At 62.7% G+C, this 7614-nt stretch carries 6 protein-coding genes and 1 pseudogene; 6 read left to right on the forward strand and 1 reads right to left on the reverse strand.

Going from position 1 to position 7614, the window contains the following annotated elements:
• Window positions 1–47 precede the first annotated feature (47 nt).
• Together AC1VXC_RS16330 and AC1VXC_RS16335 are read left to right on the forward strand one after the other, a co-directional pair.
• Window positions 48–2252 carry a TonB-dependent hemoglobin/transferrin/lactoferrin family receptor gene (locus tag AC1VXC_RS16330; RefSeq protein WP_481539857.1) on the forward strand — a complete coding sequence of 735 codons (2205 nt, stop codon included), beginning with the start codon at window positions 48–50 and terminating at the stop codon, window positions 2250–2252.
• 90 nt (window positions 2253–2342) lie between these two features.
• Entirely contained in the window at window positions 2343–3269 is a 927-nt protein-coding gene (locus AC1VXC_RS16335; protein ID WP_481539858.1) for a DUF6607 family protein, read from the forward strand.
• 240 nt (window positions 3270–3509) lie between these two features.
• On the opposite strand, the gene AC1VXC_RS16340 is transcribed toward AC1VXC_RS16335, so the two are convergent.
• Complete coding sequence (locus AC1VXC_RS16340) at window positions 3510–3863, reverse strand: DMT family protein (protein WP_313494765.1); 354 nt, start codon at window positions 3861–3863, stop codon at window positions 3510–3512.
• A gap of 163 nt (window positions 3864–4026) precedes the next feature.
• On the opposite strand from AC1VXC_RS16340, the gene AC1VXC_RS16345 reads away from it, so the two are divergent.
• The 4 genes and pseudogenes from AC1VXC_RS16345 (at window position 4027) to AC1VXC_RS16360 (ending at window position 7471) form a co-directional block, all read left to right on the forward strand.
• Window positions 4027–4740 carry a response regulator transcription factor gene (locus AC1VXC_RS16345; protein WP_057630720.1) on the forward strand — a complete coding sequence of 238 codons (714 nt, stop codon included), beginning with the start codon at window positions 4027–4029 and terminating at the stop codon, window positions 4738–4740.
• Window positions 4741–4876: 136 nt separating this feature from the next.
• A pseudogene (locus tag AC1VXC_RS16350) lies at window positions 4877–6138 on the forward strand (sensor histidine kinase).
• Window positions 6139–6286: 148 nt separating this feature from the next.
• Window positions 6287–6667: a diacylglycerol kinase gene (locus AC1VXC_RS16355; RefSeq protein WP_313173430.1), complete on the forward strand. Its 381-nt coding sequence runs from the start codon at window positions 6287–6289 to the stop codon at window positions 6665–6667.
• Window positions 6668–6721: 54 nt separating this feature from the next.
• Entirely contained in the window at window positions 6722–7471 is a 750-nt protein-coding gene (locus AC1VXC_RS16360; RefSeq protein WP_313173431.1) for a TerC family protein, read from the forward strand.
• Window positions 7472–7614: the final 143 nt, after the last annotated feature.

A 7614-nucleotide genomic window follows, 5' to 3' on the forward strand; every position in this document is an offset into this window, starting at 1 on the left:
CCGGCTGCCTGCCAGGGGTTTTGTTCACCTGACGATTCCAGGCCTCCATGATCCGTCCAACTGTTCTGAGTGCTGCCCTGTGGGCGGTGCTGTCTTGCGCGCATGCTGAAAATGCGGCCTTGCCGGCTGTGCATGAATTCGACCGCGTACAGGTCACCGCCACCCGTACCGAACGTGCCATCAGCGATGTCGCCGCCACGGTCGATGTGATTGATCGCGAGCAGTTGGACAAGCAGTTGGCCAATGACATCGCCGATCTGGTGCGCTACGAGCCGGGCGTGTCGGTCACCCGCAGCGCTACCCGTTTCGGCCTGGGTGGCTTCCGCATTCGTGGCCTGGACGCCAACCGCGTGCTGATCCAGACCGACGGCATCGCCATGCCGAAGAGCTTCAACATCGGCAGCTTCGCCAACAGCAACCGCAACTTCACTGACCTGGAAACGCTCAAGCGTGTGGAAATCGTGCGTGGCCCGGCCAGTTCGCTGTATGGCTCCGATGCACTTGGTGGCGTGGTGGCCTTCGTCACCAAGGATCCTGCCGACTATCTGAAGGACGGCAAGGACAGCCATGTCGGCCTGAAGTTCGGCTATGACGGCGAGTGGAAGGGCCTGTTGGCCGGTGCAACCGCAGCCTGGGGCGGTGAGCGTTGGAGCGGCATGCTCAACGTCAACCACCACCAGGGCCAGGAGACGGTCAACAAGGGGGACGTGCGCAGCAGGGACTACACCCGCACCGCGCCGAACCCGCAGGAACGCGATGGTCGCAGCGTGCTGGCCAAGCTGGTCTATGCGCCGGACGAAAGCCAGCGCTTCCGCCTGACCGTGGAAGGCAATGAAGACAGCACCGATACCGACGTGTTCTCCTCGGTCAACGACAAGCACCCCGTCGCCGCGTCTCGTACCACCACCGACATGACCGCGCACGACACCCAGAACCGTACCCGTCTGTCCTTTGCCCATGAAATGGATGCGCTGGACGCGGCGTTTGCCGATAGCCTGAACTGGCAGGTCTATCGCCAGAACAGCGAAACCAGGCAGGTCACCAACGAAGGCCGTACCAACGGCAGCCGTCGCCATCGCGCCTTCCATTTCGATCAGCTCGTGTACGGCGCGCAGCTGCAGTTCAACAAGGCGTTGCAGACCGGCTCGGTCGAGCACGCGCTGACCTGGGGCTTCGATGGCGCCCAGACCGACATCCGCCAGAAGCGCGATGGCTACCAGGTGCTGGCCAACGGCACGGTCAGCTCCAACATCTCGCCGGACAACTTCCCGGTGCGCGATTTCCCGATCAGCAAGACCACCGAACTCGGTCTGTACCTGCAGGACGAAATGCGCCTGGCCGATGGACGCCTGTCGGTGGTGCCCGGCCTGCGCGTGGACCATTACCGGCTCAAGCCAGAGCTGGACGCCATCTTCAGCGAAGACAATCCGGACATGGCAGTGGCCTCGCTGACCAAGACCAGCGTTTCGCCGAAGCTGGGTGTGGTGTGGCGCTTCGATGACCAGTGGTCGGTGTTCGCCGGCTATGCGCATGGTTTCCGTTCACCGCCTTACAACGACGTCAACCTTGGTTTCACCAACCTGATGTTCGGCTACACCGCCATTCCCAACCCGGACCTGAAGCCGGAAACCAGCAATGGCGTCGAACTGGGCGCGCGCTATGTCAGCCCTGTCGCTTACATGAGCGTCAGTGGTTACTGGAACGACTACCGCGACTTCATCGAATCGCAGCGCTATGTGGGCGTCAATGCGCAGGGTCTGATGGTGTTCCAGTCGCAGAACATCGCCGATGCGCGCATCTACGGTGCCGAACTGAAAGCCGGCGTCGACTTCGGCGAGCTCAGTGATGCCTTGAAGGGTTGGGGTCTGCGCAGCGCAGTGGCATGGGCGCATGGGCAGAACCGTACCGCCGATACGCCGCTGGATTCGGTGGACCCGCTGCGCGGCACCGTCGGCCTGATGTACGACCGCGACGCGTGGGGCGTGGAACTTGCAGGTAGCTTTGCCCGCCGCAAGGATCGCGTCGCTGCAGCCACGGCTTACCGCCCGGCTGGCTATGGCGTGCTCGACCTGATGGTGCATTGGGACTTCGCACCGGGTGCCAAGTTCAATGTCGGCGTATTCAACCTGGCCGATCGCAACTACATCGACTGGTCGAGCATCACCTCGACGCTGGCTGGCAACAGCAGCGTGATCGACCGCTTCAGCAACCCGGGGCGCACCGTTTCAGCCAGCGTCTCGGTGTCCTGGTAAGCAACGACGTTAGCGGTTCCTCCAGGAGCCGGCGAAGGAGCGCGTCGCGGCCACGGATGGCCATCCCTTTCGTCCACACAAGGAACACCCATGAAGCTGCTTTGTGCCAGCCTGCCGCTGCTGATTCTTGCCAGCACCGCCGCCAGCGCCGCCCCTGCCGATATCGCCCGTGACCACGACAGCATCCTGAAGATGCAGGGTGAGTACACAGTGGACTTTGCCTTCGATGAGACCGTGCTGCTCAAGCCCGGCTACGAACGTGCGTCGGCGATGCGCAGCGGTGGTGACGAAGTGGTGATCGTGGTTGAGGACAGCCCGCAGCGCATCGTGCTGCAGCATCTGCTGGTGGATACCAAGAGCGGCCATGTCACCAAACATTGGCGCCAGGACTGGGTCTACGAAGCAGCGCAACGTTTCGAATTCAGCGCCGACCAGACCTGGACGGTGCGCCCGGTTCCGGCCGCGTTGAACCAGGGGGCGTGGACGCAGTGCGTCTACGAAGTCAGCGACGCGCCGCGCTACTGCGGTACCGGCCGCTGGAGCTACAACAACAATGTGCCGACCTGGACCAGCGACCTGAGCTGGCGGCCGTTGCCGCGTCGCGAATACACCAAGCGCAGCGACTACAACGCGCTGGCGGTGGTCAACCAGCACACGCTGACCCCGAACGGCTGGACCCACGAGCAGTTCAACACCAAGGTGCAGCGCAATGCCGATGGCAGCCAGGTGGAGATCGCGCGCGAGTTTGGTTTCAACGACTACATCAAGACCACGCAAGTGGATTTCACCCCGGCGCGTACTTACTGGACTGCCACCGCGCCGTTCTGGGCACAGGTACGCCAGCGCTGGGACGGCTTCCTCGGCAAGGCACCGGGTGTGCACCTGAAGACCAAGCTTGATGGCATGGCGATGATCATGCCGCTGTTCCAGCAGGCCGAGGAAATACAGGGCGGCGCGGCGCTGGATACCGGCAAGATCGATGCGGTGTTCGCCAAGTATGTGGAAGCCGCGAGGTAAGCCAGGCCTTGCCTGGCTTTGTTTGGTTCTGTGGGAGCGGCGTCAGCCGCGAAGCTACTGCAAACATCAGGGGCAAGAGCCAACCCCTCCCCAATCCTCCCCTTGGCTCCGCCAAAGGGAGGGAGCAGAGCGGTAGGAGCGGTGTCAGCCGCGAAGCTGAGGGTCCATCAGGTCGCGGGCATGACCGTGATTGCACTGAAGCCACCTTCGCGGCTGACGCCGCTCCTACATGCTTCTGGGTTATTCCTTGAACATCAGCAATGCAGCCACCACGATCAGCGCGAACGCCGCCCAGTGGTTCCACTTCAGCGGTTGCCCCAGGTAGGTGGCAGAGAACACCGCGAACACCACCAGGGTTATCACTTCCTGCATGCCCTTGAGCTGCGGCGCCGAATACACCGCACTGCCCAGGCGGTTGCCCGGCACCTGCAGGCAGTATTCAAAGAAAGCAATGCCCCAGCTGACCAGGATAACCGTCATCAACGGGGCGGTCTTGAACTTCAGATGGCCATACCATGCAATGGTCATGAATACGTTGCTGGCAACCAGCAGCAGTACCGGGTACAGGTAGGCGGTAAACGAGGGGGCGACCATATCCAGATTCGTTCAGGCGGGTCGATAGCATAGGGCGCGGAAGGGCCACTCTTTCCCTGTGACGGATAAGTTTCACTTGTTACCAAGTTGCGTCATCGCGTCTTCACGCGACATCCACCAGGAGTGCGGCATCTTTCACAAAGCTGAAGACTAAGGAGGCTCCATGCGACAGACAAAGGAATCGTCCGGGTTGGTACTGGTCGTCGAGGACAACCGCAACATCTCCGAGATGATTGGCGAATATCTGGAAGGCAAGGGTTTCGAAGTGGACTATGCAGCCGATGGCCTGGACGGCTACCGGCTGGCCGCTGAGAACAGTTACGACGTCGTGGTGCTTGACCTGATGCTGCCACGTCTGGACGGCATCGAGGTATGCCGTCGACTGCGTAACGAGGCACGCAAGTCGACGCCGGTATTGATGCTGACTGCGCGCGATACGCTGGACGACAAGCTCACCGGGCTCGGTTACGGCGCCGACGATTACCTGACCAAGCCATTCGCGATCCAGGAGCTGGAGGCCCGGCTGCGTGCCTTGATCCGACGCGAACGCCGCCAGGTGGGGGCCGAAGTGCTCAAGGTCGCCGATCTGGTACTGGACCCGGTCAGCATGCGTGCCACCCGCGCCGGCAGCGAACTGCAGCTGTCACCGATCGGACTGCGCCTGCTCACCATCCTGATGCGCGAATCACCGCGTGTGGTGACCCGCCAGGAGATCGAACGCGAGATATGGGGCAATGGTCTGCCCGATTCGGATACCTTGCGCAGCCACCTGTACAACCTGCGCAAGATCATCGACAAGCCGTTTGACCGGCCTTTGCTGCATACCGTGCAAAGTGCGGGTTACCGGATTGCCGACATCGGTCAGTCGATGGGCTGATCTGCAGGGGCTTGAATGGCACCTGCAAGGGGAAAACCGCCGCAGGACAAGGTTCGCGGCGGTTTTTTTTGTGTCGGGTATTTCTGCGACTGCGCCGGTTCAGTCCCTATAATCACGCGGGCTTCGAGGGGGGCGCATGGCGTACGGGTTACCGCGCAAGATCAGAAAGGCATTCATCGTGCAGGCGCTGCTGGCGAGTCTGGCCGTGTTGCTTGGCGGCTACCTGATGGCGCTGGTGGTCAAGTACGGCCTGATCAACGCGGTCCTGCAGGGCGAGGCAGAGTATTACTGGCAGCAGAGCGCCCAGAGCGCGGATCCGGCGCCTCCCAACACACTGCGTATCCGCGGCTATCTGCAGCCTGCCGGACAGTCCGATGCGATGATTCCCGAGCCGTTGCGGCGGCTTCCGCCGGGTTTCCACGAATTGGAAGCCTCCGACCAACTGGTACTGGTGGACCAGCAGGCGGCGGGGCGCCTGTATCTGGTGTTCCAGCGATCCCCCGCGCACCGCGCCGCGGTCTGGGCGGGGGTGCTGCTGATACTGCTGGCCATCCATGCGGCGTCATGGTTGACCTACCGCTCCTCATCACGGCTTGTGTCGCCGATAAGTTGGCTGGCACGCAGGGTGTCCCTGTGGGACCCGCGTCATCCCGATGCCAACGAGCTGGCGCCCGAACGGCTGCCACCGGAAGTGCAGGGTGAAACCCGGCAGCTGGCATTGGCGCTGCATGGCATGGCCGGCAAGGTCGCCGACCACGTGGCCCGTGAGCGCAACTTCACCCGTGACGCCAGTCATGAACTGCGTACACCGCTGACCGTGATCCGCATGGCCAGCGACATGGCCTTGGCCGATTCGGGCCTGACCCCGCGCTTGCAGCGCAGCCTGCAGCGCATCCAGCGTGCCGGTCGCGACATGGAGGCGGTGATCGATGCCTTCCTGTTGCTGGCCCGGGAGGTGGATGTGGAGCCGCAGTCGGAGCTGTTCGATGTTGGCGAGGTGGTGCGTTACGAGGCGGCCAATGCCGAAGAACTGCTGCAGGGAAAGCCGGTCCAACTGAGGTTGTGGTTGAAGGCAACCCGATGCTGATGGCACCACCACGGGTGATGCACGTGGTGGTGGCCAATCTGTTGCGCAACGCCTGCCTGTACACCGACGTAGGTGAGGTGGAGGTGCGGGTGACGCCCGGACAGGTGGTCGTCCGCGATACCGGTATCGGCATGAGCCGCGACGCCGTGGCGCGGATATTCGAACCCTTCTACCGGGCTGAGGGCGGCCGTCAGCAGGGCGTGGGGCTGGGCTTGCCGATCGTGCGGCGCCTGTGTGAGCGTTGCGGCTGGCGGATCGAACTGGACAGCCATGAGGGGCAGGGCACCACCGCGACCCTCCTGTATCGCTGAGGGCTGCGTTCGCGTCAGCGCCGGTAAGCAGTGGCCAGATGTGGCAAAATTGGCAGCTAATCTCACGCTACCGGTGTCATTTCCATGAGCGGTTGTTCAGGCTTCAAGCTTCTGCGCGGCCGCGATGCGGCAACTGCCAAGGTGTCGCATGGCTGACCAGATCGGGCATATGCCGCGGGGCCCCGGTCGCATCCTGAAGGCTGCCAAGTGGTCCTGGCAGGGGCTTTGCGCGGCATGGATGCATGAGTCCTCGTTTCGGCTGGAAGTCTGCCTGTTCGTGGTGCTGGCACCGTTGGCCCTCTGGCTGGGCCAGAGTCCGGTGGAGCAGGTGCTGCTGATCGGCTCGATGCTGCTGGTGATCGCCATGGAACTGGCCAACTCGGCCATCGAGGCGGTGATCGAGCGTTACGGACCCGAGTACCACGTGCTGGCGGGCCGCGCCAAGGACATGGGCTCGGCGGCGGTGTTCGTGCTGATGATGAACGTGCTGCTGTGCTGGGGCCTGATCCTGCTGCCGCGCGTTTTCTGACAAATCAGCCGCCGGGTGGCGCTGATGCAATGGTTTTATTGAAGGATTGATCGCATGTCTCTTGAGTTCCTAGCCGACCCCAACGTTTGGGTCACCCTGTTCATGCTCAGCGCACTGGAAATCGTGCTCGGTATCGACAACCTGGTCTTCATCTCCATTGCGGTCGGGCGCCTGCCCGAGGAGAAGCGCCCGCTGGCTCGTCGCGTCGGTATCGCGGTCGCCTGCATCACCCGCATCCTGCTGCTGATCTCGCTGGCCTACCTGGCCCACATGGAGAACAACCTGTTCAATGTGGCTGGCATGGGCATTTCGATCCGTGACCTGGTGTTGATCGTGGGCGGCCTGTTCCTGCTCTACAAGGGTGCCAAGGAAGTCCGCGAGCTGGTCACCGGCGGCGAAGATGCCGACCCGACCACGACCAAGGTGGCTGCTTCGTTCGGCATGGTGATCGCGCAGATCGCGGTGATCGACATCGTATTCTCGCTGGACTCGGTGATCACCGCCGTCGGCATCGCCTCGCACGTCCCGGTCATGGTCTGTGCGGTGCTGCTGTCGGTAGCGGTGATGCTGCTGGCGGCCAACCCGCTGGGCCGTTTCATTGATGCCAACCCGACCGTGAAGCTGCTGGCGCTGGCCTTCATCCTGATGGTGGGTGCGGTGCTGGTGCTGGATGGTCTGGATGTGCATGTGCCCAAGCCCTACATCTACGCGGCGATGGGTTTCTCGATCCTGGTGGAGTGGCTGAACCTGCTGATGCGGCGCAATGCCAAGGCCCACCACGTGCCGGGTTCGGACAACTGGTAAGCGTCTGATCGGCCGGCATCGCCGGCCGGCAACAGGACCTGAAAGGGCCGGCATTGCCGGCCCGTTTGTTTTTTGTGGGGGCTGTGCCCTATACACATATCCGCGCCCACCAGACAAAGGCGAATAGGGGGATGCGGGGTGGT

Source organism: Stenotrophomonas sp. STEN033 (assembly GCF_056856655.1).

Excerpts from the sequence above, each read along its gene's own strand:
- AC1VXC_RS16330 (WP_481539857.1), top strand. The coding sequence starts at position 48 with ATGATCCGTCCAACTGTTCTGAGTGCTGCCCTGTGGGCGGTGCTGTCT.
- AC1VXC_RS16335 (WP_481539858.1), top strand. The coding sequence starts at position 2,343 with ATGAAGCTGCTTTGTGCCAGCCTGCCGCTGCTGATTCTTGCCAGCACC.
- AC1VXC_RS16340 (WP_313494765.1), bottom strand. The coding sequence starts at position 3,863 with ATGGTCGCCCCCTCGTTTACCGCCTACCTGTACCCGGTACTGCTGCTG.
- AC1VXC_RS16345 (WP_057630720.1), top strand. The coding sequence starts at position 4,027 with ATGCGACAGACAAAGGAATCGTCCGGGTTGGTACTGGTCGTCGAGGAC.
- AC1VXC_RS16355 (WP_313173430.1), top strand. The coding sequence starts at position 6,287 with ATGGCTGACCAGATCGGGCATATGCCGCGGGGCCCCGGTCGCATCCTG.
- AC1VXC_RS16360 (WP_313173431.1), top strand. The coding sequence starts at position 6,722 with ATGTCTCTTGAGTTCCTAGCCGACCCCAACGTTTGGGTCACCCTGTTC.